The 529-nt window shown below is 67.7% G+C and carries 1 protein-coding gene; it reads left to right on the forward strand.

Annotated features, from left to right (window positions below; genetic code table 11):
* Nucleotides 1-529: acyl-CoA dehydrogenase family protein (locus ACXJKC_RS21750; protein ID WP_456698848.1), on the forward strand; the 529-nt coding region annotated here is incomplete at both ends.

Here is a 529-nt window from a genome sequence, read left to right on the forward strand (position 1 = left end):
GCGACCAGCGCGACGCGACCAGCGCGACCTTGAGGCCGCACGTCTCACTCGACATGACCCGTCAGCTCGCTGACGTCACCCTCGACGGAGCCGAGGGCACGCTGGTGCTCGACGATGCTGAGCCCGCCGTACGTCGGGCGCTCGATGCCGGGGCTGCGCTGCTCGCTTCGGAGCAGGTCGGCCTTGCGCGGTGGTGCCTTGAGACCACGGTGGCCTATCTTCAGGTTCGCAAGCAGTTCGGCCGTCCGCTCGGGAGCTTCCAGGCACTGAAGCATCGCCTGGCCGACCTGTACACGTCGGTTGAGTCCGCTGCGGCCGCCGCGCGGTATGGTTCAGCGACGTTGGCTGAAGGCGACTCAGACGAGTCCGTGGCGGCATCGCTCGCGCAGGCGTACTGCGGGGACTTGGCTGTCCTGGCTGCGGAGGAGACCATCCAGCTGCACGCCGGCATCGGCATGACCTGGGAGCACCCGGCTCACCTTTACCTCAAGCGAGCGAAGTCTGATCAGATCGCGCTCGGAACCTCGGG

It is taken from the genome of Aeromicrobium sp. P5_D10 (assembly GCF_054049535.1).